At 71.1% G+C, this 25,581-nt stretch carries 26 protein-coding genes; 15 read left to right on the forward strand and 11 right to left on the reverse strand.

The window, feature by feature from the left end; genetic code table 11:
- A partial coding sequence (locus CF8_RS21340) for an FHA domain-containing protein (RefSeq protein ID WP_198016938.1) occupies positions 1-307 on the forward strand: 307 nt, incomplete at its 5' end.
- Between the two features lie 5 nt (positions 308-312).
- Here the strand turns inward: CF8_RS21340 and CF8_RS03100 are convergent.
- On the reverse strand, positions 313-2,424 hold the full coding sequence (locus CF8_RS03100; protein ID WP_198016939.1) for a S8 family serine peptidase: 2,112 nt from the start codon (positions 2,422-2,424) through the stop codon (positions 313-315).
- Positions 2,425-2,543: 119 nt separating this feature from the next.
- Here CF8_RS03100 and CF8_RS03105 point away from each other — a divergent pair, with 119 nt between their 5' ends.
- Together CF8_RS03105 and CF8_RS03110 are read left to right on the forward strand one after the other, a co-directional pair.
- Complete coding sequence (locus CF8_RS03105; protein ID WP_036490053.1) at positions 2,544-4,001, forward strand: HAD hydrolase-like protein; 1,458 nt, start codon at positions 2,544-2,546, stop codon at positions 3,999-4,001.
- A 76-nt stretch (positions 4,002-4,077) separates the two neighbouring features.
- Entirely contained in the window at positions 4,078-4,473 is a 396-nt protein-coding gene (locus CF8_RS03110; RefSeq protein ID WP_036490054.1) for a cold-shock protein, read from the forward strand.
- A gap of 9 nt (positions 4,474-4,482) precedes the next feature.
- On the opposite strand, the gene CF8_RS03115 is transcribed toward CF8_RS03110, so the two are convergent.
- Positions 4,483-5,895, reverse strand: coding sequence for an MFS transporter (locus CF8_RS03115; RefSeq protein WP_010831688.1), 1,413 nt, complete (start codon positions 5,893-5,895; stop codon positions 4,483-4,485).
- 99 nt (positions 5,896-5,994) lie between these two features.
- Here CF8_RS03115 and CF8_RS03120 point away from each other — a divergent pair, with 99 nt between their 5' ends.
- Positions 5,995-6,771, forward strand: a complete 777-nt coding sequence (locus CF8_RS03120) for a DUF3027 domain-containing protein (protein WP_036490055.1) — start codon at positions 5,995-5,997, stop codon at positions 6,769-6,771.
- Here the strand turns inward: CF8_RS03120 and CF8_RS03125 are convergent.
- Both CF8_RS03125 and CF8_RS03130 read right to left on the reverse strand, forming a co-directional pair.
- Entirely contained in the window at positions 6,768-7,361 is a 594-nt protein-coding gene (locus tag CF8_RS03125) for a class I SAM-dependent methyltransferase (RefSeq protein ID WP_010831690.1), read from the reverse strand. The genes CF8_RS03120 and CF8_RS03125 overlap by 4 nt on opposite strands.
- Entirely contained in the window at positions 7,358-7,642 is a 285-nt protein-coding gene (locus tag CF8_RS03130; protein ID WP_010831691.1) for a DUF2530 domain-containing protein, read from the reverse strand. The genes CF8_RS03125 and CF8_RS03130 overlap by 4 nt, the downstream gene beginning before the upstream one ends.
- Before the next feature lie 39 nt (positions 7,643-7,681).
- Here CF8_RS03130 and CF8_RS03135 point away from each other — a divergent pair, with 39 nt between their 5' ends.
- The 7 genes from CF8_RS03135 (at position 7,682) to tuf (ending at position 15,494) form a co-directional block, all read left to right on the forward strand.
- Complete coding sequence (locus CF8_RS03135; RefSeq protein ID WP_010831692.1) at positions 7,682-9,142, forward strand: NCS2 family permease; 1,461 nt, start codon at positions 7,682-7,684, stop codon at positions 9,140-9,142.
- A gap of 72 nt (positions 9,143-9,214) precedes the next feature.
- A complete protein-coding gene (locus CF8_RS03140; protein ID WP_010831693.1) occupies positions 9,215-9,664 on the forward strand; it encodes a MarR family winged helix-turn-helix transcriptional regulator in 450 nt (149 codons plus the stop codon).
- Between the two features lie 23 nt (positions 9,665-9,687).
- Positions 9,688-10,965 carry an MFS transporter gene (locus tag CF8_RS03145; RefSeq protein ID WP_010831694.1) on the forward strand — a complete coding sequence of 426 codons (1,278 nt, stop codon included), beginning with the start codon at positions 9,688-9,690 and terminating at the stop codon, positions 10,963-10,965.
- Positions 10,966-11,173: 208 nt separating this feature from the next.
- Positions 11,174-11,545 carry a 30S ribosomal protein S12 gene (gene rpsL / locus CF8_RS03150; protein ID WP_010831695.1) on the forward strand — a complete coding sequence of 124 codons (372 nt, stop codon included), beginning with the start codon at positions 11,174-11,176 and terminating at the stop codon, positions 11,543-11,545.
- The gene (gene rpsG / locus CF8_RS03155; protein WP_010831696.1) at positions 11,545-12,015 is read left to right on the forward strand and encodes a 30S ribosomal protein S7; all 471 of its coding nucleotides are present in this window, start codon (positions 11,545-11,547) and stop codon (positions 12,013-12,015) included. The genes rpsL and rpsG overlap by 1 nt, the downstream gene beginning before the upstream one ends.
- Before the next feature lie 137 nt (positions 12,016-12,152).
- Positions 12,153-14,213, forward strand: coding sequence for an elongation factor G (fusA, locus tag CF8_RS03160; protein WP_010831697.1), 2,061 nt, complete (start codon positions 12,153-12,155; stop codon positions 14,211-14,213).
- An 87-nt stretch (positions 14,214-14,300) separates the two neighbouring features.
- Complete coding sequence (gene tuf, locus CF8_RS03165; RefSeq protein ID WP_010831698.1) at positions 14,301-15,494, forward strand: elongation factor Tu; 1,194 nt, start codon at positions 14,301-14,303, stop codon at positions 15,492-15,494.
- Between the two features lie 75 nt (positions 15,495-15,569).
- On the opposite strand, the gene CF8_RS03170 is transcribed toward tuf, so the two are convergent.
- Positions 15,570-16,415, reverse strand: a complete 846-nt coding sequence (locus CF8_RS03170) for a phosphotransferase family protein (RefSeq protein ID WP_010831699.1) — start codon at positions 16,413-16,415, stop codon at positions 15,570-15,572.
- Positions 16,416-16,453: 38 nt separating this feature from the next.
- Here CF8_RS03170 and trmB point away from each other — a divergent pair, with 38 nt between their 5' ends.
- Positions 16,454-17,176, forward strand: a complete 723-nt coding sequence (trmB, locus tag CF8_RS03175) for a tRNA (guanosine(46)-N7)-methyltransferase TrmB (RefSeq protein ID WP_036490057.1) — start codon at positions 16,454-16,456, stop codon at positions 17,174-17,176.
- Positions 17,177-17,180: 4 nt separating this feature from the next.
- Here the strand turns inward: trmB and CF8_RS03180 are convergent, their stop codons facing one another.
- Positions 17,181-17,993: an RDD family protein gene (locus tag CF8_RS03180; protein ID WP_051204359.1), complete on the reverse strand. Its 813-nt coding sequence runs from the start codon at positions 17,991-17,993 to the stop codon at positions 17,181-17,183.
- A gap of 23 nt (positions 17,994-18,016) precedes the next feature.
- Between CF8_RS03180 and CF8_RS03185 the strand changes: the two genes are divergently transcribed.
- Positions 18,017-19,012, forward strand: a complete 996-nt coding sequence (locus tag CF8_RS03185) for a stage II sporulation protein M (RefSeq protein WP_010831702.1) — start codon at positions 18,017-18,019, stop codon at positions 19,010-19,012.
- A gap of 1 nt (position 19,013) precedes the next feature.
- On the opposite strand, the gene CF8_RS03190 is transcribed toward CF8_RS03185, so the two are convergent.
- Genes CF8_RS03190 through CF8_RS03210 form a run of 5 tightly spaced genes read right to left on the reverse strand, consistent with a single transcriptional unit; the run spans position 19,014 to position 24,075 of the window.
- The gene (locus CF8_RS03190; RefSeq protein WP_010831703.1) at positions 19,014-20,306 is read right to left on the reverse strand and encodes a DUF58 domain-containing protein; all 1,293 of its coding nucleotides are present in this window, start codon (positions 20,304-20,306) and stop codon (positions 19,014-19,016) included.
- A gap of 4 nt (positions 20,307-20,310) precedes the next feature.
- A complete protein-coding gene (locus CF8_RS03195; RefSeq protein WP_010831704.1) occupies positions 20,311-21,273 on the reverse strand; it encodes an AAA family ATPase in 963 nt (320 codons plus the stop codon).
- A complete protein-coding gene (locus CF8_RS03200; RefSeq protein WP_010831705.1) occupies positions 21,270-22,388 on the reverse strand; it encodes a DUF4350 domain-containing protein in 1,119 nt (372 codons plus the stop codon). The genes CF8_RS03195 and CF8_RS03200 overlap by 4 nt, the downstream gene beginning before the upstream one ends.
- Positions 22,385-22,999: a DUF4129 domain-containing protein gene (locus tag CF8_RS03205; RefSeq protein ID WP_010831706.1), complete on the reverse strand. Its 615-nt coding sequence runs from the start codon at positions 22,997-22,999 to the stop codon at positions 22,385-22,387. The genes CF8_RS03200 and CF8_RS03205 overlap by 4 nt, the downstream gene beginning before the upstream one ends.
- Positions 22,996-24,075 carry a hypothetical protein gene (locus CF8_RS03210; protein WP_156887132.1) on the reverse strand — a complete coding sequence of 360 codons (1,080 nt, stop codon included), beginning with the start codon at positions 24,073-24,075 and terminating at the stop codon, positions 22,996-22,998. Before CF8_RS03210 ends, CF8_RS03205 begins: the two co-directional genes overlap by 4 nt.
- Positions 24,076-24,587: 512 nt before the next feature.
- Here CF8_RS03210 and rpsJ point away from each other — a divergent pair.
- Positions 24,588-24,896 carry a 30S ribosomal protein S10 gene (gene rpsJ, locus CF8_RS03215; protein ID WP_007078637.1) on the forward strand — a complete coding sequence of 103 codons (309 nt, stop codon included), beginning with the start codon at positions 24,588-24,590 and terminating at the stop codon, positions 24,894-24,896.
- A gap of 8 nt (positions 24,897-24,904) precedes the next feature.
- Complete coding sequence (rplC, locus tag CF8_RS03220) at positions 24,905-25,579, forward strand: 50S ribosomal protein L3 (RefSeq protein WP_036490061.1); 675 nt, start codon at positions 24,905-24,907, stop codon at positions 25,577-25,579.
- Positions 25,580-25,581: the final 2 nt, after the last annotated feature.

Consider the following 25,581-nt stretch of genomic DNA (forward strand, 5'->3'; position numbering starts at 1 on the left):
CGGCGAGTCCTTCGTGGTGGAGGGCCTTGCGCTGGTCGGACGGCGTCCCGAGCCGCGCTCGGGTGAACAGGTCCACCACCTCGTGCCGCTCACCTCGGCCGACATGTCGGTCTCCAAGACCCATGCCCAGTTCGGGCCGGCCCCCGACGGCGTGCTCGTCGTGATGGACCGTGGCTCGACCAACGGGTCGGTGCTCATGCGCCAGGGCGTGTCCCGGCCGTTGACGGCCGGCAAGCCCGCCACCCTCGTCGACGGTGACGTCGTCTCGTTCGGCGACCGCCAGATGTCGGTGCGCCGCGAGGCCTGAGTGCCCTAGCGGGTGATCGCGACCGGGAGGCGCGTCTCGGAGCCGCGGGCGCCGCGCCACACGATCCAGCCGTCGTCGAGCCTGGTCGGTCCGCTCGGACCAGTGACGGTGATGCGCACCGTGGCCGTCTCGCCCGGGGCGAGGCGCAGCGCGACCGGCGTCGTCCGGACGCTGTGCCCGGCGAACCCCTGGACCTGCGCGGAGAAGTACTCGGCGCGCGAGCCGAGGTTGGTGACGCGCCGAACGGCCGTGCCGCCGCGGCGGATGACGAGGGAGGAGACGTTGAGGTCACGCCACGACGTGCCGTCGAGGGCCCGCCGGTAGTCGCCGGAGCGGACGTCGAGGGCGAGCCCGGCCCGGCGCAGTGACCCCACCTGTCCGGCCCCCTGCTTCAGGGTCGGGGCGCCGGCGAGCGGTCGCGCGGTCGTGGTCAGCACGGAGCGGACGACCGGAGCCGACCAGTCGTGCTCGGAGCGCAGCAGGGCGGCGAGGCCGCTGGCGCGCGCGGTCGCGGCGGACGTGCCGGAGAACAGCGCCCACGAGCCGGGTACGGCGCCGAGCACCCCTTCGCCGACGGCGACGATGTCTGGCTTGAGCAGCGTGGACCGCGAGTCACCGGAGGCTGACCAACCGGCGGCCCGGGCGGCGGAGCGCTCGGGGGCGACGCCGGCGAGGCGCACGACGGTGCGGTCGTGCCGGCGGACCCAGCGGGTGAGGCGCTGGCCGTCGCCCTGCGTGAGCTGGACCGTCGGGACACTGTGGAAGTCGTCGATCACGCCGCCGGGGCGGTCGTTGACCAGCACCATCGCGACGCCGTCGGCCAGTGCGACGGCCTCGGACTTGTCGACGCGGCCGATGCCGCCGCGCACGCACAGGACGGCACGGTCGGCGACCTGGCGGGCGTCGAGCGAACCGGGCCGGCACTGCCGTGCGTCGCGGCGACGCGCACCTGCGGCTACCGCGTCGGCGCCGAGCACCAGACGCACCGGGCCGACGGCGCGGCGAGAGCGGCTGGCTCCGGTGAGGCGGGGGCCGCGCACGACCGAGACCTGGCCGCGCAGCGTGCTGCCGCGGGTGGCGCCGACCGTGGTGACCCACGGGGAGGTGTGGCCGGCGAACGCCGAGCGCCCGGCGTTGCCGGCGGCACCGATGACGACGACGTCGGCCTCGGCAGCACCCAGCAGCGCCCGCTCGACGGTGTCGATCGAGGAGGGGCCGGCCACGGCGATGTTGAGGACGTCGACGCCGTCGGCGGTGGCGCGGTCGATCGCGGAGACGACGTCGGCGGTCGCGCACCCGTCGTCAGCAGGGTCGGGCGCTGCCCAGCACGCCTTGTAGGGCGCGATCCGGGCGCGGGGAGCCACGCCGCCGAAGTTGCCCATGGTGCGGCCGTTCAGCCGGACCGAGACGTCGGAGTTGCCGGCCGCGACGGAGGCGACCTGGGTGCCGTGGCCGATGACATCGAGCGCCGACAGGCTCTCCGACGAGCGGATGCGGTCGGCGCCGAAGCCGGCCACCCACCACCCGGCACCGACGACCTTGCGGTTGCACGACGAGGAGGACCATCCCTCGCCGGTCGTGCACTCCCCGGCATAGCTGGGCAGGTCGGCGCCCAGGCCCGGGACGTCGGTGAACAGCGGTGAGTCGGGCGCGAGGCCGGAGTCGACGAAGCCGATCACCACGCCCGAGCCGGCTCGACCGCTGACGCGCTCAGCCTGCGCGGACACGGCACCGGTCGAGGTGATCCGGCCGGCCATGGGCAGCACGGAGTTGGCCTCCACGGTCGCGACCTCGTCGTGGGCCTCGAGGGCCGTGACCTGTTCGGGCGTCAGCCGGGCGGCGAAGCCGTTGAGGGCCGTCGTCCAGCGGTAGGTCGTCTCGGGGGAGTCGATGCTCGCGAGCACGGCGTCCTGGCGGGCCGTCAGGACGGCGGCGTCGGCCGTCGAGGCGGAGGTGCCCGGCCCGGTCAACGTCACGAGCTGCAGGCTCGGGACCTCGCCCTCGCTCGCGAGGGAGGGCACGGACGTCATGGTGGCGGCGACGGTCACGGCCGCGACGAGGCCCGGCAACAGCACACGGGCTGCGCGGGCAACGGCACTCGGTGCGGTCGGTGTCACGTGGGTCCTTGCGTCGTTCGTGCAGGTCAGAGCACGCCATTGTGGCGCGGAACCCTCCATGGTGTCAGCCGGATGGTGGGGAATCAAAGCCTCGTGCACAGGGGATCTACGCTGGCTGCATGTCGTCTCGCGCCCCTTCACTCGTGGTGGGCTTCGACCTGGACATGACCCTGATCGACACCGTGCCCGGGTTCGCAGCCACGCTGGTCGCGCTGGGTCACGAGCTCGACGTCGAGTTCCCCGTCGTCGAGCTCACCCAGAACCTCGGCCCGCCGCTCGACCTCATCCTCACCCCGCACCTCGCGGCGGAGGCGATCGAGCCCGCCATCACCCGCTTCCGCGAGCTCTACGTCGACCACTCGATCCTCCCGGTGCCCGCCCTGGCCGGCGCCCACGAAGCCCTGGCAGCGGTCCGCCGCCACGGCGGCCGGGTCGTGGTCGTGACGGGCAAGTTCGCTCCCAATGCGCAGCGCCACGTCGACCACCTCGGGTTCGACATCGACCACCTCGAGGGGACGGTCTGGGGCGTCGGCAAGGCCGACGTGCTCCGCCAGGAGGGCGCGTCCGTCTACGTCGGTGACCACGTCCACGACGTCGAGGGCGCCCTGGCCGCGGGCGTCATCAGCGTCTCGGTGCTCACCGGCGGCAGCACCCGCGAGGCGCTGCTCGCGGCCGGCACCCACGTCGTCCTCGACAGCCTCGACGAGTTCCCCGCCTGGCTCGACGAGCACGTCCTCGACCTGCGGCTGGCCGCGCTCGAGGAGCGCCTGCGCGAGCTCGGCTCCGTGCTGGTCGCCTTCAGCGGGGGAGCGGACAGTGCCTTGCTGCTCGCCGCCGCCGCCCGGACCCTGGGGCCCGACAACGTCGTGGCCGGCACCGGCTACTCCGACTCGCTGCCTGCCGTCGAGCGCGACCCGGCCCGCGACTTCGCGACCTCACTGGGCGTCGAGCTGCTCACCCCCCGCACCCACGAGATGGACCGCGAGGGCTACCGCGCCAACGACGGCGAGCGATGCTACTTCTGCAAGGCCGAGCTGATCGAGACCCTCGGGCCCCTCGCCGCTGGGCGCGGCATCGCCCACGTCGCCACCGGCACCAACGCCGATGACGCGGTCGCCGGCTTCCGCCCGGGCATCCGCGCCGCGGCCGAGCGCGGGGCCGTGACGCCGCTCCTCGACGCGGGCCTGACCAAGGACGACGTCCGCCGCGCCTCACGCCGCTGGGGCCTCCCGACCTGGGACAAGCCCGCCGCCGCCTGCCTGTCCTCGCGCGTCGCCTATGGCATCGAGGTCACGCCCCACCGCCTCGCCCGGGTCGAGCGCGCCGAGGCGGGCGTCCGGTCCGCGCTGGCCGCGGCCGGCCTCGAGGCCCGCGACCTGCGCGTGCGGGACCTGGGTGAGCGGGCCTCGCTCGAGGTCGACGCGACGCTCGTCGCCGGCCCCCTCACCGACGATGCCGTACGCCGCACGGTGCTCGACGCCGTACACGCCGCCGGCTTCGATGCCGCCGAGCTCGACCCCCGTGGCTTCCGCTCGGGCTCGCTCAACGAGGCCCTGCGCCAATCGGTTGGCGAGTGATCGGCACGTCCGCCTAGGCTTTGCCCGCAATCGCGACCACCGTCGCGGTGATCGTTTGAGTAGAAGAGGTCAGACCGTGCCCAGTGGCAAGGTGAAGTGGTTCGACGCCGACAAGGGATTCGGGTTCCTGTCCCAGGACAGCGGCCCGGACGTCTACCTGCACGCCGACGCGCTGCCCGAGGGCATGACCACGATCAAGAACGGCACCCGTGTCGAGTTCGGCATCGCCCAGGGTCGACGCGGCGACCAGGCCCTCCAGGTCCGGGTCGTCGACGAGCCGGCATCGGTGAGCCGCAACAAGCGCACCTCGCAGCGCAAGGACCCCGAGCTGATGGTCACCATCGTCGAGGACATCATCCGGCTGCTGGACGGTGTCGGTGAGACCTACCGCCACGGCCGCGCGCCCGAGGCCAAGACCGCCAAGCCGACCGCGAAGCTGCTGCGCGCGCTGGCCGACGAGCTCGAGCTCTGACCCGACGGCTCAGGCGCCACCGGGCGACGTGCCCATCCGGCTCGGGCGGCTGACGAACACGAAGATCGCCCACGCCGCCAGCACGGCGCACGCGATGCCGAGCCCGAGTCGCGGCATCAGCGGCATCGCGATGCCGACGAAGCCGCCGACCACCCACGCCAGCTGCAGCGTGGTGTCGGAGCGCGCGAAGGCGCTGGCCTGAATGCGCTCGGGGACGTCGCGCTGGATGGTCGAGTCGAGCGAGAGCTTGGCCAGCGACTGCGCGAGCCCGGCCGTGAGGCCGAGGGCGACCAGCGGGACCAGGCCGTAGAACAGCGCCGCCACCAGCACGACCACCGCGTCGGCGACCAGCGCCAGCACCACGGTCAGCGCCGGGTCGATGCGCTTGAGCAGTGACCCGAGGGTGATGCCGAGCGTGTTGCCCAGGCCGGCCGCGCCGATGACGAGCCCCAGCAGCACCTCGGGCTTCCAGTCGCCGATCGGGTTGTCGCGCAGCAGGAAGGCCATGAACATCGTCAAGAAGCCCGAGAGCCACCGCGGGCCGCAGTTGGCCCGCAGGGCGAAGGCGACGGCCACCGGGATGCGGCTCCGCGGGCGCTTGCCCGGCGTCTCGGGTCGGCGGTCCCGCGCCGCCGGCATGAGGACCAGCGTCCCCTCGCCGACGCTTGAGTCCACCCGCGACGGCAGCCGGATCGCCCACACGGTGGCGATCACGAAGACGACGAAGGCGTAGCGCAGCGACCACTCCGAGCCGGCGGTGGCGGCGAGGACGGCGATCGGGGCCGAGACGGCGGCGCCGACGATCCCCGCCAGCGAGACGCGGGCGTTGGCCTTGACCAGCGTCAGGGTCGGCGGGACGAGGCGGGGTACGGCGGCGGCCCGCGTCACGCCGTACGCCTTGGACGCCACCAGGACACCGAGAGCGGCGGGGAACAACCAGCGTGAGTCCGTCGCGACGGCCGTGGCCAGCACCCAGCACAGGAAGGCGCGGATCGCCATCGTGGAGCCGATGGCCCAGCGGCGGCCGTGGCTGAAGCGGTCCAGGAACGGCCCGATCAGGGGCGCGACGATCGCGAAGGGCAGCATCGTCAGGGCGAGGAAGAGTGCGACCTGGCCGCGCGCCTCGCCGGTCGGGACCTGGAAGAAGAGCGTGCCGGCGAGCGAGATCGCGACGGCCGCGTCGCCTGCCGCGTTGAAGGCGTGCAGCCCGATCAGTCGCGAGAGGCCGGACTCGCCGGCGCCCTCGGCCCGGGCCGCGCGCCGCGCCTGCTGGACGGTGTACCTGCCGGCCCTCCCGGAGACGCGGGTGGCGCCGGCGACGCCGCGACCGACGCCCCGACCGGCTGCGCGGACACCCCGGCCCGCTCCGGCGAGCCGACCCGATGCGGTGGCGTCGGACGGCGGCTCGTGCTCGGAGGTCATGGGCCAATCCTGCCGTGTGGGTGGGCCCGGGACGTGCAGCAGGCGTCCGGATGGCAGGGCGAACTGACAGACCGGCCCGACGTTTGCGATGATGCGCGGGTGATTGACCTCGACGAGACCTCGCCCGACGCCATCTTGGCCGCGGCCGTCGAGGACGCGCGAGCCGTCCTTCTCGACCAAGCGGACCCCTCCGACGTCGGAGACCACCTCGACGTCCACCGCGAGGACGACCTCGTGGTGACCCACACGTTCGTCTGCAAGCGAGCCGGCTACCTCGGCTGGCACTGGTCGGTGACGTTGACCCGCGACGCCGACTCCAGCAAGCCCACGCTCAACGAGGCCGTGCTGCTGCCCGGTGCTGAGGCGATCGTCGCGCCGTCCTGGGTGCCCTACAAGGAGCGCCTCCAGCCGGGCGACCTCTCCCCGGGAGACCTGCTGCCCGTCGAGGACGAGGACGTGCGCCTGGTCCCGACCTACTCCTTCGGCGACGACCCGCTCGATGCCGACGCCAAGGCCCAGGTCCGCCAGGTCGCCAAGGACCTCGGTCTCGGCCGCGTCCGCACCCTGTCCGTCGAGGGCCGCGACCTGGCTGCCGAGCGGTGGTACGCCGGCGACGGCGGTCCCGAGTCGCTGCTGGCCAAGAGCGCGCCCGACACCTGCTGGTCGTGCGGCTTCCTGGTCCGGCTCGCCGGTCCGCTCTCCGACACGTTCGGCGTCTGCGCCAACGGCAACGCCAACGACGACGGCAAGGTCGTGACCTTCAACCACGGCTGCGGTGCCCACTCCGAGGTCAAGCTCGCCCGCAAGCAGCAGCCCGTCCCGGTGCCCGACCACGTCTTCGACACGCTCACCGACGACGAGTTCGTCTCGCTCTAGCCGGCGCTCAGCACCCACACGGCGTAGTCGTCGTTGGGTGCGTGCAGCTCGTAGCTGCCGAACCGCCAGTCGACGCTGAGCCCGGCGGCCGACGCGTCGGCGACGAACTCGTCGGCCGGGTAGGTCCGGCTGCCGCTCTTCACCGCGGTCAGGTGGAAGCCCGCGAGGATCCGACCGCCCGGCGCCAGCAGCGAGCGCAGGTGCGCGAGCACGGCGCGCTCGGTGCCCTCACCGAGGTAGATGAACACGTTGCCCACCACGACGATCAGGTCGAAGGGCTCGAGTGCCGGGATCGCGAGGGCCTCGTGGGGCAGCACCGGCACATCGGCGTACGCCGCCTGCGACTGTGCGCGCAGGGCGGCATCGGGCTCCGTCGCGACCACGTCGTGGCCGCGGGCGGTCAGCGCCGCGGCGATCCGGCCCATCCCTGAGCCGACGTCGAGGATCCGGGCGTGGCGAGCGACGAGTGCGTCGGCCAGGCGCGCCTCACCCGCGACGTCGGCACCCTCGCGCACCAGGGCGTCGAAGTGCAGGCCGTAGAAGCGGTTGTCCTCGCCGGCGAGCTCCCACCGGGTCGGGGGCAGGGTCACGGGTCGACCAGCTCGGCGCGGGTCTTGCGTCGACGGCGGCAGTACTCGAGGCCGAAGAGGCCGAGCCCGAAGCCGGCCAGGCACGTCCACAGCCACCAGGTGCGCCCGCTGTCCTGCAGGGCGCCGTAGAACGGCAGCAGGGCGATGAACGCCACCAGCCACACGCCGACCCCGACCTCGACCGTGCGCACACCGTCGACGTCGAGCGGCTCGACGTCGGCCACGATGTAGGTGCGGTTGCCGATCTCGTGCTGCGTCGTCTGGTCGTCCCTCAGCTCCACACCGCCACGTTACCCCGAGGGTCTGCCAGACTCAGCCGCGTGACGGACAAGACCAGCACCAAGACCCCCACGACCACAGGCGGCCTCGACGGCTTCTTCCGGATCAGCGAGCGGGGCTCGACCGTCCCGCGCGAGATCCGCGGCGGGGTCGTGACGTTCCTGACGATGGCCTACATCATCGTGCTGAACCCGATCATCCTGCTCGCCGGCAAGGACATCAACGGCGACTCGATCGGCACCTTCGCCCAGGTCGCCGCCGCCACGGCGCTGGCCGCAGGCGTGCTGACGATCCTGATGGGGGTCGTGGCCAACTACCCGCTCGCCCTCGCGACCGGGCTCGGGCTCAACGCCTTCGTCACCTTCTCCGTCGCCAGCCAGATGACCTGGTCCGACGCGATGGGCCTGGTCGTGATCGAGGGCCTGATCATCCTGCTGCTGGTGCTCACCGGCTTCCGCGAAGCGGTCTTCCACGCCGTGCCCGCCCAGCTCAAGATCGCCATCTCCGTGGGCATCGGCCTGTTCATCGCCCTGATTGGCCTCGTCGACGCCGGGTTCGTACGCCGCACCGGTGTCGGTCCCGTCCCCGTCGAGCTCGGCGTCGCCGGCCAGCTCGCCGGGTGGCCGGTCCTCGTGTTCGTGATCGGGCTGGTCCTGGTCGTCGCGCTCTACGTCCGTCAGGTCAAGGGCGCCATCCTGATCTCCATCGCGATCACCACCGTGATCGCGATCATCGTCGAGAAGGTGGCGAAGGTCGGCCCGACCTTCACCGACGACGGCGGGGTCAACCCCACCGGCTGGAACCTCAACGTTCCCGCGCTGCCGGACAAGGTCCTCGACGTCCCCGACTTCGCCCTCCTCGGCAACTTCAACCTGCTCGGCTCGTGGGAGAACGCCGGTGTCGTCACCGTTGTGCTGCTCGTCTTCACGCTGCTGCTCGCCGACTTCTTCGACACCATGGGCACGATGACCGCGATCGGCGCCGAGGCCGGGCTCCTCGACGAGGACGGCAACCCGCCGAACACCAAGCGGATCCTGATCGTGGACTCGATCGCCGCGGCGGCGGGTGGTGCTGCGAGCGTCTCCAGCAACACGTCGTACATCGAGAGCGCCACCGGCGTCGGCGAGGGCGCGCGCACCGGTCTCGCCTCGGTCGTCACCGGCGTGCTGTTCCTGCTGGCCACGGCGTTCGCCCCGCTGGTCGAGATCGTGCCCAACGAGGCGGCCGTTCCCGCGCTCGTGCTCGTCGGTTTCCTGATGATGCAGCAGGTCCGCGGCATCGACTGGGACGACCTCGAGATCGCGATCCCGGCCTTCTTGACCATCGTCCTGATGCCGTTCACCTACTCCATCTCCGCGGGCATCGGCGCCGGCTTCCTGGCCTTCGTCCTGATCAAGCTCGTGCGCGGCAAGGCCCGCGAGGTGCACCCGCTGATGTGGATCGTGGCCGCGATGTTCGTCCTCTACTTCGCGATCAGCCCGATCTCGTCCTGGGTGGGCTGAGACCCCCGCACGGCCCGGCGGGGCCGCTGCCAACTGGAATAGTTAGCATGACTAATGAGTTATGCTAACGACATGCCAACTGTAGAAGCCGTCTCCCGCACCGACGCCGGTCTCGCCGCCGAGCTCCGCACGTCGGTCATGCGCCTGCGCCGGCGGCTCACTGTGGAGCGCCACCCGGACAACGAGCTGAGCATCGGCTCGATGGTCGTCCTGGGGCTGCTGCACCGCAGCGACGCGCAGACCGTGGGCGAGCTCGCCCGGGCGGAGAAGGTCCAGCCGCCGTCGATGACCCGGACGGTGAGCGGCCTGGAGGACGGCGGCTACGTCACCCGACGTCCGCACGAGACCGACGGCCGCCAGGTCGTCGTCCAGATCACCGCGCTGGGGCGCGCCACGCTGCTGGCCGACCGCAAGCGCCGCGACGCCTGGCTCGCCGTCCAGCTGAAGCACCTGACCGCCGACGAGCGCGACGTCCTGCGCCGCGCGGCCCCCATCCTCGATCGCCTGTCCCAGGCCGACTGACCCCCAGGAGCACGAACACCGTCTTGAGTCCCACCTTCCGTTCACTGCGCAATCCCAACTACCGCCTGTACGCCGCCGGCGGGGTCGTGTCCAACACGGGCACCTGGATGCAGCGAGTGGCCCAGGACTGGCTCGTGCTCCAGCTGACCGCCAACTCCGGCGCCGCCCTGGGCATCACGACGGGACTGCAGTTCCTGCCGTTCCTGCTGCTGGGCCCGTTCTCCGGCCTGGTCGCCGACCGCATGCCGAAGCGGCTGCTGCTGCAGATCACCAACGTCGCGATGGCCGTGCCGGCGCTGGTCCTCGGGCTGCTCGCCGTCACCGGCACGGCCCAGGTCTGGCACGTCTACGTGCTGGCCTTCGTCCTCGGCCTGGGAGCGGCCTTCGACGCGCCGGCGCGCCAGTCGTTCGTCTCCGAGATCGTCGAGCCGGCCGACCTCACCAACGCGGTGGGTCTCAACTCCGCGAGCTTCAACGCCGCCCGCCTGGTCGGCCCCGGCGTCGCCGGGCTGCTGATCGCGGCGTTCGGCGGGGGAGCGGCCGCCACCGGCTGGGTGATCCTGATCAATGCGGTGTCCTACGTCGCGCCGGTCCTCGCGCTGCGCGGCATGGACCCCAGCCAGCTGGACTCGCCCGCGCTCACCCACCGAGGCCCCGGGGCGATCCGGGAGGGCTTCGCCTACGTCCGCGCCCGGTCCGACCTCCTGCTGATCCTGGCCATCGTGTTCAGCGCGGGCACCTTCGGGCTCAACTTCCAGATGACCAGCGCCCTGATGGCGACCGAGGTCTTCGACAAGGGCCCCATGCAGTACGGCCTGCTCGGCACCTTCCTGGCGGTGGGCTCGCTCAGCGGCGCGCTGCTGGCTGCCCGGCGTGAGCTCGTGCGCCAGCGCCTGGTGATCTGGGCCGGGATCGTCTTTGGCGCCCTGGTCACGCTCTCGGGCCTGATGCCCTCCTACCTCACCTTCGCGCTGCTGACCCCGCTGATCGGCCTCTCGGCGCTCACCCTGATCACCAGTGCCAACGCCTACATGCAGGTGCACACCGACGCGGGCGTGCGCGGGCGCGTGATGGCGCTCTACATGATGATCTTCATGGGCGGCACCCCCGTCGGAGCGCCCGTGATCGGCTGGATCGGGGAGGCGTTCGGCGCCCGCTGGACCCTCATCCTCGGCGGCCTGCTGACGATCGCCGGGATCGGCGTGGCAAGTCTGCTGTTCGCCCGGTCGAAGGGCGCCACCATCGCCGAGCTGCACGCGCGGCCGGTGCCGCAGCCGGCGGCCCCCGGACAGCTCGCGTGAATGCGGTCCGACGGCCTCCCGCGACGTTTTGACCGGGCTCTGGCACCCCGGTAGATTGACTCCTCGTGTTTGGCCTGCCTTCAGGCCTGCCCTGAATAGGCCCAGACACCAGCCGGGCACCTTCCGCCTCACGGCGGCTGTTCCCGACACGACCCGCCTCGGCAGAGTGCTGTTGCGAGAGATCAAAGAAAAGAAAGGGAACCACTCGGTGCCCACCATTCAGCAGTTGGTCCGCAAGGGCCGCCAGGACAAGGTGTCCAAGAGCAAGACACCTGCCCTCAAGGGATCCCCGCAGCGCCGTGGCGTCTGCACCCGCGTCTACACGACCACCCCGAAGAAGCCGAACTCCGCCCTCCGCAAGGTCGCCCGCGTGCGTCTGAGCTCCGGCGTCGAGGTCACGGCCTACATCCCGGGCGTCGGTCACAACCTGCAGGAGCACTCGATCGTGCTCGTGCGCGGCGGCCGTGTGAAGGACCTTCCCGGTGTCCGCTACAAGATCATCCGCGGCACGCTCGACACCCAGGGTGTCAAGAACCGCAAGCAGGCCCGCAGCCGCTACGGCGCGAAGAAGGAGAAGTAATGCCTCGCAAGGGTCCCGCCCCGAAGCGGCCTCTCGTCGTCGACCCGGTCTACGGTTCGCAGGTTGTCACCCAGCTCGTCAGCAAGGTCCTCCAGGACGGCAAGAAGGCTGTTGCCCAGCGCATCGTCTACACCGCCCTCGAGGGTTGCCGCGAGAAGACCGGTTCCGACCCGGTCGTCACGCTCAAGCGCGCGCTCGACAACGTCAAGCCCGCCATCGAGGTCAAGTCCCGCCGCGTCGGTGGCGCCACCTACCAGGTGCCGGTCGAGGTCAAGACCAACCGTCAGACCACGCTCGCCCTGCGCTGGCTCGTGGGCTACGCCGCCGACCGTCGTGAGAAGACGATGGCCGAGCGCCTGATGAACGAGATCCTCGACGCCTCCAACGGCCTCGGTGCCGCTGTGAAGAAGCGCGAGGACACGCACAAGATGGCCGAGTCCAACAAGGCCTTCGCCCACTACCGCTGGTGATTGCCACGGCGTACGGCGAGGCCAACGCCTCGCCGTACGCCGTGACCCACCGCACCCATCTACTTTCGAGGGACTGAGACACAGACGTGGCTGTCGAAATCACCACCGACCTGAACAAGGTCCGCAACATCGGCATCATGGCGCACATCGACGCCGGCAAGACCACCACCACCGAGCGCATCCTCTTCTACACCGGTATCAGCTACAAGATCGGTGAGGTCCACGACGGCGCAGCCACGATGGACTGGATGGAGCAGGAGCAGGAGCGTGGCATCACGATCACCTCTGCTGCGACGACGTGCTGGTGGAAGAACCACCAGATCAACATCATCGACACCCCCGGCCACGTGGACTTCACCGCCGAGGTCGAGCGCTCGCTGCGCGTCCTCGACGGCGCCGTAGCGGTCTTCGACGGTGTCGCCGGTGTCGAGCCGCAGACGATGACGGTGTGGCGTCAGGCCAACAAGTACTCCGTCCCTCGCATGTGCTTCGTCAACAAGCTCGACCGCACCGGTGCCGACTTCTTCCGCTGCGTCGACATGATGGTCGAGCGCCTCAACTCCACCCCGCTCGTGCTGCAGCTGCCGATCGGTGCGGAGTCCGAGTTCCTTGGTGTCGTCGACCTCATCGGCATGCGTGCCCTGACCTGGCGTGGCGAGACCACGATGGGTGAGGACTACGAGGTCGAGGAGATCCCGGCCGAGCTCGCCGAGCAGGCTGCCGAGTACCGCGAGAAGCTCCTCGAGACGCTGGCCGAGGCCGACGACGAGATCATGGAGAAGTTCCTGGACGAGGGCGAGTTCTCCGTCGAGGAGCTGGAGGCCGCGATCCGTCGCGCCACCCTCGCCGACAAGCTCAACCCGGTCCTGTGCGGCACCGCGTTCAAGAACAAGGGCGTCCAGCCCCTGCTCGACGCCGTCGTGAAGTTCCTGCCCTCGCCGCTCGACATCGACGGCATCCAGGGTCACTCGGTCAAGGACGAGAGCGAGGTCATCGTTCGCCAGCCGTCCGACGACGAGCCGTTCTCCGGCCTCGCCTACAAGATCGCGACCGACCCGCACCTCGGCAAGCTGATCTACGTTCGCGTCTACTCCGGCAAGCTCGAGGCCGGCTCGACCGTGATCAACTCGGTCAACGGCCGCAAGGAGCGGATCGGCAAGGTCTACCAGATGCACGCCAACAAGCGTGAGGAGATCGCGTCGGTCGGCGCCGGCCAGATCGTGGCCGTCATGGGCCTCAAGGACACCAAGACCGGCCACACCCTGTGTGACCCCCAGAACCAGGTCGTCCTCGAGTCGATGACGTTCCCGGCCCCGGTGATCGAGGTCGCCATCGAGCCGAAGACCAAGTCCGACCAGGAGAAGCTCGGCACCGCGATCCAGCGGCTGTCCGACGAGGACCCCACCTTCACGGTCAAGGCCGACGAAGAGACCGGTCAGACCATCATCGCCGGCATGGGCGAGCTCCACCTGGAGATCCTTGTCGACCGCATGAAGCGCGAGTTCCGCGTCGAGGCCACCGTCGGCAAGCCGCAGGTCGCCTACCGCGAGACCATCCGCAACAAGGTCGAGAAGCACTCCTACACCCACAAGAAGCAGACCGGTGGTTCGGGTCAGTTCGCCAAGGTCGTCATCGACCTCGAGCCGAACATCGACCCCGAGACCGGCACCGGTGCGGGCTACGAGTTCGTCAACGCCGTCAGCGGTGGTCGCATCCCGAAGGAGTACATCCCCTCGGTCGACCACGGTGGCCAGGACGCCATGGAGTTCGGCGTGCTCGCCGGCTACCCGATGGTGGACGTGAAGTTCACGCTCACCGACGGTGCCTACCACGACGTCGACTCCTCGGAGCTCGCGTTCAAGATCGCCGGCAACCAGGCCTTCAAGGAGGCCGCCCGCCGGGCCAAGCCGGTCCTGCTCGAGCCGATGTTCGCCGTCGAGGTGACCACCCCCGAGAGCTTCCTCGGCACGGTCATCGGTGACATCAACTCGCGCCGCGGCCAGATCCAGGCCCAGGAGGAGCGTCACGGCGACATGGTCGTCAACGCCCTTGTGCCGCTCTCAGAGATGTTCGGGTACGTTGGCGACCTGAGGTCGAAGACCTCCGGCCAGGCGTCGTACTCCATGGAGTTCGACTCGTACGCCGAGGTTCCCACGAACATCGCCGAAGAGATCGTCAAGAAGGTCCGCGGCGAGTAGTCGCCCCGGGCCGTCGACAAGGCAGCCCCAGCAGCACCAGTTCCACCACCCACGAATTCAGTACAAACCCAACCAGGAGGAGCCCCAGTGGCTAAGGCGAAGTTCGAGCGGACCAAGCCGCACGTCAACATCGGCACCATCGGTCACATCGACCATGGCAAGACGACGTTGACCGCAGCAATCACCAAGGTGCTGCACGACGCGTACCCGACGCTCAACGAGGCGTCGGCGTTCGACCAGATCGACAAGGCGCCCGAAGAGCGTCAGCGCGGTATCACCATCTCGATCGCGCACGTCGAGTACCAGACCGAGTCGCGCCACTACGCGCACGTCGACTGCCCTGGTCACGCCGACTACATCAAGAACATGATCACCGGTGCGGCCCAGATGGACGGCGCGATCCTCGTGGTTGCCGCCACCGACGGTCCCATGCCGCAGACGCGTGAGCACGTGCTGCTCGCCCGCCAGGTCGGCGTGCCGGCCCTGGTCGTGGCGCTCAACAAGTGCGACATGGTCGACGACGAGGAGCTCATCGAGCTCGTCGAGATGGAGGTGCGCGAGCTCCTCTCCGAGTACGAGTTCGACGGCGACAACATCCCCGTCGTGCGCGTTGCTGCTCACCCCGCCCTCATGGGTGACGAGAAGTGGGGCCAGTCGGTCCTCGAGCTCATGGCCGCGGTGGACGAGTCCATCCCGACCCCGGCTCGTGAGACGGACAAGCCGTTCCTCATGCCCGTCGAGGACGTCTTCACGATCACCGGTCGTGGCACCGTCATCACCGGTCGCATCGAGCGCGGCATCGTCAAGGTGAACGAGGAGGTCGAGATCATCGGCATCCGCGACACCGCCCAGAAGAGCACCGTCACCGGTGTCGAGATGTTCCGCAAGCTCCTCGACGAGGGCCAGGCTGGCGAGAACGTCGGTCTCCTGCTCCGTGGCACCAAGCGCGAGGACATCGAGCGCGGCATGGTCGTCATCAAGCCGGGCACCACCACGCCTCACACCAACTTCGAGGCGAACGTCTACATCCTCAGCAAGGACGAGGGCGGCCGTCACACGCCGTTCTTCAACAACTACCGTCCCCAGTTCTACTTCCGTACGACTGACGTGACCGGTGTTGTGACCCTGCCCGAGGGCACCGAGATGGTCATGCCGGGTGACAACACCGAGATGTCGGTCGAGCTCATCCAGCCCATCGCGATGGACGAGGGTCTGCGCTTCGCCATCCGCGAGGGTGGCCGCACGGTCGGCGCCGGCCGCGTCACCAAGATCACCAAGTGATCGCTGCTCGTCCCTGACGAGCGACTGATTCAGCTGCGAGGCCCCATTCCTTCGGGAGTGGGGCCTCGTGGCATTTCAGCCCAGCGCCCAGGCCAGGTGCTCCTCGAGCCGCGCGAGCTGCGCCGGGTCGTCGAACATGATCGTGCCACCGGGTGGCGGCAGGAAGCCGACGATGTCCATGACGTCCCAGTAGGGCTCGCGCTCGACCCCGGTCACCTGCGTGTACGCCGCCGCGAACCGTTCCCCGGCCGGTGACCCGTGCCGCAGCGCGAGGTTGCTGGAGCAGTGCGCCACGTCCAGCCAGGCCGGGCCGGTCGACGTCTCGACCCAGTCGACGATCCCGGTGATGGTGTCGTCGGCCCACAGCAGGTTGTGCGGCCCGAAGTCGCGGTGAAGGAAGGTCGGCTCGAAGGCGGGTGGCTCCGTGGCGAGCAGGTCGAACGCGGCGCGCCACAGAGCGGGACGAGACGCCCAGGGCGGGACGACCCACTTCGCCGGCCACGCCCAGGACTGGAAGTCGCGAGGCGCCGGAGCTGTGACGACTCCGTGGATCGACGCCAGCAGCGCGGCAACGGCCGCGAGGGAAGCCTCGTCGAAGCGGGCCTCGTCGGACGTGCCCGGCACGAGGGACATCAGGTGCGCCGGGTGCCCGGTCGCCTCGCCGGTCGGGTCGGTCGCGAGGCTGAGCGGCGCCGGGATGTCGGTGGCTGCCAGGGTGCGTTGGGTGACGGACTCGCGCGTCACCAGGTCGTGACCGTGCGAGCGCCACGGCTCCTGGGTGATCAGCCTGAGGACCGAGGCCCGGCCCGTCCGGTCGTGCAGCGCGAGCATCGCCGAGGTCCGGCCGCCCAGGAGCGGCACCACCTCGGTGACGTCGTGGTCGAGGTGGGACCGGGCCCAGGTGATCGCTGCGGCGTACACGCAGCGAAGTCTCACACGAGGGCTGAGACACTGTGCCCGTGAACGTTGCCCGCCCCCCGCGCCCCCACCACAAGCTGACCGAGGACGGTCGCCGGATGCAGGAGGTGCTGACCTACTCACGCCGTGGCAGCCGCTTCACCCCGCAGCAGGCCGAGGGCTGGGCCGCCCACCAGGCCGACTGGGTGATCCCCGACGAGGCGGTGGACAGGCCCGACTTCGATCTCATGGGCTGGTGGGGTCGGGAGGCGCCGCTGATCGTGGAGATCGGCTCCGGCATCGGCGAGGCCACCGCCGCCCTGGCGGCGTCGAGGCCCGAGGCCAACATCCTCGCGTTCGAGGTCTGGGTGCCGGGCATCGCCGACTCGCTCTGGCGCGTGGCGGAGGCCGGCGCGGACAACGTCCGCTTCCTGGGCGTCGATGCGGTCTGGTCGCTCGAGCACCTCATCGCGCCCGACAGCCTCAGCGAGCTCTGGACGTTCTTCCCCGACCCGTGGCACAAGACCCGGCACCACAAGCGCCGTCTCGTCACGCCGACCAACGCCGCGACGCTGGCGAGCCGGCTGCGCCCGGGCGGGGTGTGGCGCCTGGCCACCGACTGGGCCGACTACGCCGAGCAGATGGTCGAGGTGCTCGACGCCGAGCCGCTGCTCGAGGGTGGCCGGGTCGAGCGCTGGGCCGAGCGCCCGATCACCCGCTTCGAGCGCAAGGGCCTCGACAAGCACCGCGACATCGCCGACCTGGCCTACACGCGGATCGGCTGAGTCCTCACTCGCCCACGAGCCGCGCGCGCACCGCGGCCTCGCGGGTCAGCCGGGCGGTGTCGCGCTCGCGGCGTGCGGCGATGACCGCGGCCAGGAAGTCGTGCGGGTCGGTGCCGGGAGGCGGCTGCGGAGCGACGTACGGCGACAGCTCGGCCGCAAGCCTCGAACCCAGGTCGTGCCTCGTGGCGGGATCGAGGGTGGCGGCGCGGCCGAGGAACTGGCGCACCGCGAGCGCGAGCCCCGTCGGGAGGGACGCCAGGTCCGCCGACCGGGCCCACGCCGCCAAGTGGGGCGGCATCAGGGCCGGCGGCGCCAGGTCGAGGCGCACGCGTTCGCGGACGACGTAGGTGCCGGCGGCGTGGTCGCCGAGCCGCTTGCCCTTCGCCGAGAGCAGGGCGGAGGAGAACGCGGGGGCGCCGGTGAAGGCGTAGATCTCGACGAAGCCGACGAGCGCGCGCACGAAGGCGTGCTGGAAGGAGATCGGGCCGGCGTCGTCGCGCACCGTGCGCAGGCCGCACACGAGCTTGCCGAGCGAGCGGCCGCGGGTGAGCGTCTCGACGGTGGTCGGGACGACGAGGAAGACCGTGACCATGGTGGCGATCATCGCGACGTGGGCGAGCGCGGCATCGGTCTGCAGGACGGCGATCCCGAGCACGACGATCGTCGCGATCAGCAGCAGCACCGTGACGACGACGTCGATCAGCCCGCTCCCGATGCGTGAGCCGAGACTGGCCGGCGGCAGGTCGAGCGCGACGGCCTCGCCGGTGACGTGGTCATCGGCGGTGATGCTGGCGAAGGCAGGACCGGAGGCGGACATCGCCGCCAGCATAGGCTGGCCGCGTGGACCTCGACGCGTACGTGCTGGCGCACCGTGCCCACTGGCTGCGGCTCGAGGAGCTCACCTCGCAGCGCCGCCTCGACGGCGCCCAGAACGACGAGCTCGTCGACCTCTACCAGCGTGTGGCCACCCACCTCTCGGTCGTGCGCACCTCTGCCCCCGACGCTGCGCTGATCGCCTATCTCTCCTCGATCCTGGCCAAGGCCCGGCTGCGCACCGTCGGCACCCGCTCCACCACGTGGCGCAGCGTCGCGGGCTTCTTCACCGACCGGTTCCCGGCAGCGCTCTACCGGCTGCGGTGGTGGTGGCTGGCGACGCTGGCGGGCAACGTCGTGGTGACCGCCGTGATGATGTGGTGGCTGCTCCAGCACCCCGCGGTCGAGCAGAGCCTGCTCTCGCCCGCGGAGATCGACCAGCTGGTCCGGCACGACTTCGAGAACTACTACAGCGAGTACGCCGCCTCGCACTTCGCCGCCCAGGTGTGGGTCAACAACGCGTGGGTCGCGGCGCTGTGCATCGCCCTCGGCGTCCTGGGTGCGCCGGTGATCTACCTGCTGTTCCAGAACGTCGCCAACCTGGCGATCATCGGTTCGATCATGACCCGCCACGATCACGCCGGCCACTTCTGGGGACTGATCAGCCCGCACGGCCTGCTCGAGCTGACGGCCGTCTTCGTGGCCGGGGGAGCCGGGCTGCGCCTGTTCTGGTCGTGGATCGCCCCCGGCGACCGCACGCGCGCCCAGTCGATGGCCCGCGAGGGACGCACCGCGGGGACCATCGCCCTCGGGCTCGTCGTGGTGCTGTTCATCAGCGGGATCATCGAGGCGTTCGTGACGCCGTCGGGCCTGCCCACCGAGGCGCGGGTCGGGATCGGCATCGTGGCCGAGCTCGCGTTCTTCGCCTACGTCTTCGTCGTGGGCCGTGGCGCCGTCGCCCGTGGCCACACCGGCGACATCGACGCCAGCCTGCTCGAGGACCGGGTCGCGACGCAGGCGTGAGTCAGAGCAGTCCGCGGGCCTTCAGCGCGAGGTAGTGGTCGGCCAGCGCCGGGGGCAGTGCCTCGGCCCCGGCGTCCACCACGTCGACGCCGAGCGCGCGCAGGATCTCGCCGGCCCGGTGGCGCTGGTGCAGGACCTGGGCGGCCGCGGCAGCGCCGTACACGTCGGTGAGGGAGTCGTGCCGGTCCCGCAGCGCGGTGAGCGCCGGGTCCTGCACGGACCCGACGACGACGCGGTGGTGCTTGAGGAGTGCGGGCAGCACCGGCAGCAGGCTCTCGATCACCGATGCGGGTTCGAGTGGCGTCAGGAGGACGACGAGCGCGCGCTGGCGCCCGAGGTGGTTGACCGCGCCGGCGAGGGCGGCCCAGTCGGCCTCGGCGATGACCGGCTCGAGGTCGGCCATGGTGTCCTGCAGGGTGGCGGCGATGTCGCGGGCACCGGCGGCCCGCCCCCGGGCCCGCCCCTGCCGGTCGCCGGCCAGGAAGTCGATCCGGTCACCGGCGCGCGCCGCGAGTGCGGCCAGCAGGAGCGCCGCGTCCATGGCCGAGTCGAGACGGGGCACGTCGCCGACCCGCGCGGCCGACACCCGCGAGGTGTCCAGCACGATGACGACGCGGCGGTCGCGCTCGGGCTGCCAGGTGCGCACCACGACGTTGCGGTTGCGGGCGGTTGCTCGCCAGTCGATGGAGCGTACGTCGTCGCCGCGGACGTATTCGCGCAGCGAGTCGAACTCGGTGCCGGCGCCCCGGATGCGCACCGCCGAGCGGCCGTCGAGCTCGCGCAGGCGTGCCAGGCGCGTCGGCAGGTGCTTGCGCGACTCGAACGGAGGCAGGGAGCGGACCGTGCCGGGCACGTCGAGGGTGGCCTGTCGTGCCGCCAGCCCGAGCGGCCCGGGGACCCGCACCGTCACGCCGACGGCCCGCAGGTCGCCACGGCGGCGCGGACGCAGCGCGGTGGTGACCACGGTGGAGTCGCCGGCACCCAGCCGGACCCGGTGCCGGTTGCCGGTGGCGCCCGCGGTGGGCTGCCAGGCGTCGCGGACCAGCGCCTGGACGGTCCGGCGGCCGGGGTTGGCGAGCGTGAGCCGGGACGCGGCGTCGTCGCCGAGGCGGACGGTCCCGATCTCGTCGCGGCGCAGGGAGAGCGTCGCGGGCGGGACGGCCAGCCACCGGTCGACGAGCGTCACCAGGGCGACCAGCAGCAGCCAGCCCCAGACCGTGCCCATGGCAGGGCGCAGCACGACGGGCACCAGCCCGAGGGCGAGCAGCAGGGGGACGCGTCCGGTGATGACCATCGGCTCAGCGGGGGACCGGGACCGAGTTGAGGGCCGAGGTCAGCACGGCGGCCACGTCGACCCCCTCGAGCTCGGCCTCGGGGCGCAGCCCGAGGCGGTGGACCAGCGTGGCGTGCGCGAGCGCCTTGACGTCGTCGGGAGTCACGAAGTCGCGCCCGGTCAGCCACGCCCAGGCACGCGAGGTGCGCATGAGTGCGGTCGCGCCCCGCGGGGAGACCCCGAGCGACAAGGACGGTGACTCCCGGGTGGCCCGGGCGATGTCGACGATGTAGCCGGTCACCTCCGGCGACACCTGCACGGTGCGTACGGCGGCCTGCCCCGCCTCGATGTCCGCCGGCCCGGCGACGGCGCGGACCCCGGCTGCCGCCACGTCGCGCGGGTCGAAGCCGGCAGCGTGCCGGGTGAGGATCTCCAGCTCGGCGTCCCGCTCGGGGATGGGCAGCACGATCTTGAGCAGGAAGCGGTCGAGCTGTGCCTCGGGCAGCGGGTAGGTGCCCTCGTACTCGACCGGGTTCTGGGTCGCCGCGACCAGGAACGGTCGCGGCAGGGGTCGCGAGATCCCGTCGACCGAGACCTGGCCCTCCTCCATCGCCTCCAGCAACGCCGACTGCGTCTTGGGTGGCGTCCGGTTGATCTCGTCGGCGAGGAGCAGGTGCGTGAACAGCGGCCCCTCCCGGAAGGAGAGCTCACCGGCCCGGCCGTCGATCACCATCGAGCCGGTGATGTCGCCGGGCATCAGGTCGGGGGTGAACTGCACCCGGCGCGTCTCCACGTCGAGCGAACCGGCGAGGGTGCGCACGAGCAGCGTCTTGGCCACCCCTGGCACACCCTCCATCAGCACGTGGCCGCCGCAGAGCAGGGCGACGAGCAGGCCGGACACCGCGGCGTCCTGGCCCACGACCGCCTTGGCGACCTCGGTGCGGACTGCGGCAAGTCGTTCGCGGGCGGCCTCGTGGGGACTGGTCATGTGCGGCGTACCTCTCTGTCGAGCTCGGCCAACGCGGTGGCCAGGCGGATGAGTTCGTCGTCGGTCGCGGGCGGGTTCGCCCGGTCGCCGATCAGGGCGTCGATCTCGCCCACTGGCCGGTCGAGGCGCAGGGCGACGTCGCGCACCAGCTCCCCGGTCGCGGTGGTGGGCAGTCGCAGGTGGGTGGACAGGTCGTCACGCGCGGTCCGGCGCAGCACGTCGGCAGCGTGCCCGCGCGCCGACGCCGAGCGGTAGAGCCGGCCGCGGGCGTCGGTGGTCTCGAGCGAGCGCACGGTGACGGGGAGCGGCTCGACCGCCAGGGCACCGAGCCTGCGCCCGCGCCACCAGATGACCGAGAGCACCACCAGGCCGAGCAGCCACACGGCGGGGACCAGCCAGGCCGGCAGCAACGAGCGGATCGAGACGCCGTCGTCGCCCACGAGGTCGTCGAGGCTCGGGACGTACCAGACGACACGCGGGTGCTGGCCGAGGAGTCGCAGCGCGACGGCTGCGTTGTCGGCGCGCAGGACCTGGTCGTTCTCCACGATGCCTGCCGCCCCCAGCAGCACCAGGCCGTCCCCAGCCGACGCGAGCGCCCACCCCGAGTCGCCGGGGAAGCAGCCAGCGGTCGTGGCATAGCTGGCCGTCGAGTCCACCGCGATGCTCAGCTCCGACAGGTCGCCGAGACCGGTGTCCGTGCACGCGCCGGGCTGGGGCCCGTCGAGCGGTCCTGAGGTGGTGGTGGCATCGACGCCGAGTGCCTCCACGGCTCCCGGTGCCGCCCCGACCACGACCGTGGTGCTGGCGCCTGCGACGTCGAGCAGTCGGTCGGCCGTGCTGCGGCCGAGGTTGTCCGGCGAGGAGACGACGACGGTGGTGCCCGGGCCGAGCGGCTGCTCCTCGAGGGCAGCGGCCGAGCGCACGATCTCCACCTCGACGCCCTCGTCGGCGAGCACCTGCGCCAGCGCTCGGGCGCCGCGCGACCCGGGGTTCTCGGGGTCGTGGTCGGCAGCCGTGCGCGGGCCGGTGCTGAGGGCCACGGCGACGACCAGCGCAGCGAGGGTCCCCAGGCCGATCACCAGCAGCGACCGGTTGCGCTCGAACCAGTCCCTCATCGGCTGCCCGCCAGCTCGTCGTCGAGCGCCAGGACGAACGTGGCCTGCTCCTGCGTGGCGTCGCGGTCGCCGTACAGCACGAGGTCGAAGAGCCGTGCGCCCTCGACCATCTCCGCAGCTTGGGAGGGGTACGCCGACCGCAGCACCTGCGTCACCTCGTGGGCCGTGGTCCCGGGGGAGGCGTCCAGGCGGCCGCGCTCGACCTGGCGGGCGACCATCGCGCGGAAGCCGTCGACCAGTGCGTCCGAGGGACGGTCCTCGGCGAGCGCCTGCTCGGCCCGGGCCCGCCACTGTGCCGCGCTCACGGAGGCGTCGGGCAGCAGGTCGGCGGCGACAGGCCGACCCCGGGGCGCGGTGCGGGCGCGTGTCGCCAGCCAGATCAGGGCGAGCACGAGCAGCAGCCCGACCGCCATCGCCGCGAAGGCCGAGAGCGGCGGGACCGCGGAGGCGGCGTCCAGGACGTCCGTCAGTCGACGGCCCAGCCAGTCGAGCAGCCGCTGCATCACGTCGTCCTGGTGGTAGTCGGGGTCGACGAGCTCGCGGCGCAGCAGGTCACGCCCCTGCTCCGGTGTCGGGACGAGGGGTGGCTCGGGAGGCGGCCGCCACGTCACGATCGGGTGATCCCCGAGCGCTGCATCAGCACCACGTCGAACGCCTCGGCGCGCATCCGGAGGTCGACGTACTGCAGCGTCGCCACCGAGGTGGTGAAGGGCGCGACGAAGGCCGCGGTGACCACCGACGCGACGGCCTGGCCGAGGACGAACAAGAACACGCCGGCCTCGCCGGGCAGGCCGCCGAGCAGCACTCCCTGGCTGAGCAGGCTGATCGGCGCGGTCAGCATGGTGCCGGCGAGCTGGGCGACGACGAACGTGAGCAGCGCGATGCCGAAGGTCCGCCAGAAGGCGCCGCGGGTGAGCCGGAAGCCGCGGCCGAGGGCATCGAGGACCCCGATCGGCTCGAGCATCAGCGCGGGGACGGGCAAGTAGTAGACGCGCACCCAGAACCAGAACAGGAACGCGAGGAACACGGGCACGCTGAGCACGCCGTAGACCACCGGGACCTGCCAGCCGCTGGCCGTCATGGCCACCACGACCCAGCTCAGGACGTAGAGGGTGATGATCAGGGTCGTCGCGAGGCCGAGCAGGAGGGTCAGGCCGATCAACCGCCACCGCTTGCCGCGGGTGGCGGCCCAGGCCTGCCCGAGCGAGAGCTTGTGACCGGTCGCGGCCGCGGCGACGACGTGGGCGATCATGCCGCCGACCAGGATCAGCCCGATGCCCTGCAGCACGCCGCCGACGGCCAGCGAGCCCAGGACGCCCATGAAGCCGGCGATGTCCTCGCCGCTCATCGAGGCCGGGTCATCGGAGGTCGTGAAGGTCCCGTCGGCCATCGACAGGTCCAGGGCCGCGCCCAGCGCAGCCGTCGCGAGCAGCGGGATGGTCATCGCGACAGCGGCCACGAGGATCGCCGACCCCACGGTGGCCCGCGGGTTGAACCGGATGATCTTGAACGCCGCGTCATACATGTCGCCGAGCGACAGCGGGCGCAGCGGGATCGCGCCCGGCTTGTGCGCCGCCCGGAGCGGGGGAGCGGGCGACCAGGACGCGGGGGTGGAGGAGTAGGGCTGCGTCGCGGGCCCCACGGGAGGCGGTGACCACCCCGGCGGTGGCGGCTGATGCTCCGACATGAGTTCCCCCTGGTGGTCGACGGCGACGCAATCCTGTCAGGTCGTCCCCGGCGTCGGTCGGCCCGTCGCTGGGCTAGGGAGGCCGATTTCCCGCCGGCCGGAGTGCTCACGGGCAGTGCCTGCCGAACCGATTTGGTGCGTGCCCCGATGTCTGCCAAGATAGTCCGGTTGCTCCGGCGAGTCGCTTACACGTGGCTGGCGGAGTGTGGCAGCACTTGACTTCTGAATCGCGTCTCCGAAGATCGATTGAGTTTGTTGCGTGCCCCGCACCTCACCAGATGGACGAGTAGGAGACCCGATCAGCCCGACGAACCCGTCGGGTGTCCCCCACACAACACATCGAGATCCAGGTCTCGTGTCGCAGAAATACCCGCGACACGCCCGACCGCGGGGGTCGGTGGTGGGGGCGGATGCACGGGCGGTACGGACTCACCCGAGGACGTGTCGTGAACCAGACCAGAACGCGGTACGACCCCAGCGGGGCGTACGAGATCGATAAGGACGAAGGACCTATGGCGGGACAGAAGATCCGCATCAGGCTCAAGGCCTATGACCACGAGGTGATCGACACCTCGGCGCGCAAGATCGTGGACACTGTCACCCGCACGGGTGCCAAGGTCGCCGGCCCCGTGCCGCTGCCGACCGAGAAGAACGTGTTCTGCGTCATCCGCTCGCCCCACAAGTACAAGGACTCCCGCGAGCACTTCGAGATGCGCACCCACAAGCGCCTCATCGACATCATCGACCCCACGCCGAAGACCGTCGACTCGCTCATGCGCCTCGACCTGCCTGCCGGTGTCGACATCGAGATCAAGCTCTGAGGTCTGATATGAGTACTTTGGAACGCAATGTGAAGGGCCTGCTGGGCACCAAGCTCGGCATGACCCAGTTCTGGGACGAGAACAACCAGGTCGTCCCCGTCACCGTGATCGCGGCTTCGACCAACGTCGTGACCCAGATCCGCCAGCCCGAGATCGATGGCTACAACGCCATCCAGGTCGGCTTCGGCGAGATCGAGGCACGCAAGGTCAACCAGCCCGACGCCGGACACTTCGCCAAGGCCGGGGTCACCCCCCGTCGCCACCTGGTCGAGATCCGCACCGCTGACGCCGCCTCCTACTCCATCGGCCAGGAGCTCAGCCCCGAGCTGTTCGCTGCCGGCGACGAGATCGACGTGACCGGCACCAGCAAGGGCAAGGGCTTCGCGGGTGTCATGAAGCGTCACGGCTTCCACGGTGTCGGTGCCTCGCACGGTGCCCACCGCAACCACCGCAAGCCCGGTTCCATCGGTGCCTGCGCCACGCCGGGTCGTGTCTTCAAGGGCACGCGCATGGCTGGTCGCATGGGTAGCGACACGGTCACCACGCAGAACATCACGGTGCACGCTGTCGACGCCGAGAAGGGCCTGATCATGGTCAAGGGCGCCGTTCCCGGCCCCAAGGGTGGTCTCGTGGTCCTCCGCTCGGCCGCCAAGTCCAGCCCCGTTTCCGGCAAGGAGGCCTGAGC

The sequence above is a fragment of the Nocardioides sp. CF8 genome (genome assembly GCF_000389985.1).
GTDB lineage: Bacteria > Actinomycetota > Actinomycetes > Propionibacteriales > Nocardioidaceae > Nocardioides > Nocardioides allogilvus.

Bases quoted from the DNA above. Each gene is read 5' to 3' on its own strand.
- CF8_RS03115 (WP_010831688.1), bottom strand. From the start codon at position 5,895: ATGACCTCCGAGCACGAGCCGCCGTCCGACGCCACCGCATCGGGTCGG.
- CF8_RS03140 (WP_010831693.1), top strand. From the start codon at position 9,215: ATGCCAACTGTAGAAGCCGTCTCCCGCACCGACGCCGGTCTCGCCGCC.
- CF8_RS03190 (WP_010831703.1), bottom strand. From the start codon at position 20,306: ATGGTCATCACCGGACGCGTCCCCCTGCTGCTCGCCCTCGGGCTGGTG.
- CF8_RS03105 (WP_036490053.1), top strand. From the start codon at position 2,544: ATGTCGTCTCGCGCCCCTTCACTCGTGGTGGGCTTCGACCTGGACATG.
- fusA (WP_010831697.1), top strand. From the start codon at position 12,153: ATGGCGCACATCGACGCCGGCAAGACCACCACCACCGAGCGCATCCTC.
- CF8_RS03210 (WP_156887132.1), bottom strand. From the start codon at position 24,075: ATGTCGGAGCATCAGCCGCCACCGCCGGGGTGGTCACCGCCTCCCGTG.
- rpsG (WP_010831696.1), top strand. From the start codon at position 11,545: ATGCCTCGCAAGGGTCCCGCCCCGAAGCGGCCTCTCGTCGTCGACCCG.
- rplC (WP_036490061.1), top strand. From the start codon at position 24,905: ATGAGTACTTTGGAACGCAATGTGAAGGGCCTGCTGGGCACCAAGCTC.
- CF8_RS03200 (WP_010831705.1), bottom strand. From the start codon at position 22,388: ATGAGGGACTGGTTCGAGCGCAACCGGTCGCTGCTGGTGATCGGCCTG.
- CF8_RS03195 (WP_010831704.1), bottom strand. From the start codon at position 21,273: ATGACCAGTCCCCACGAGGCCGCCCGCGAACGACTTGCCGCAGTCCGC.
- CF8_RS03180 (WP_051204359.1), bottom strand. From the start codon at position 17,993: ATGTCCGCCTCCGGTCCTGCCTTCGCCAGCATCACCGCCGATGACCAC.
- rpsJ (WP_007078637.1), top strand. From the start codon at position 24,588: ATGGCGGGACAGAAGATCCGCATCAGGCTCAAGGCCTATGACCACGAG.